1 rRNA gene is annotated in these 394 nt (G+C 52.0%); it reads left to right on the top strand.

Annotated elements, in window-relative coordinates:
• Positions 1-60 (top strand): 16S ribosomal RNA (locus tag B1964_RS29460); the annotation flags it as partial.
• Positions 61-394 lie beyond the last annotated feature (334 nt).

The raw sequence follows: 394 nt of genomic DNA, 5'->3' as shown, positions 1-394 counted from the left end.
ATTGGGACGAAGTCGTAACAAGGTAGCCGTACCGGAAGGTGCGGCTGGATCACCTCCTTTCTAAGGAGAACGCAAAACAATCGTGTTCGTGTCATCCGAGTGTGGTGACCGCATGTTGTGTTTTCGAGGGTGAAACATCAAACACGCCCATTTTGGTTGCCGGCCCTTGTAAGGGTGGGTGGCTGGGTGATCTTTCCGGGTGACTGGTCAGATGCTGCTAATACACTGTCGGGGTTCTGAGGGAACACATTCGTGTGTTGTCTTGGTGCTTGCAATGCGGGTTGGTCTGGTGATGCCTGTTGTGATGGCGGGTGGAGGGTTGGCCGGTTGTGGGTGTGTGTTGTTTGAGAAGTGCATAGTGGATGCGAGCATCTTTATTTTTGCAATGCATATC

Source organism: Gordonia sp. i37, assembly GCF_002043085.1.
In the GTDB taxonomy this organism is placed as follows: domain Bacteria; phylum Actinomycetota; class Actinomycetes; order Mycobacteriales; family Mycobacteriaceae; genus Gordonia; species Gordonia polyisoprenivorans.
The sequence above is the reverse complement of the archived record's forward strand: the minus strand, read 5'-3'. Positions and strand labels throughout refer to the sequence as shown.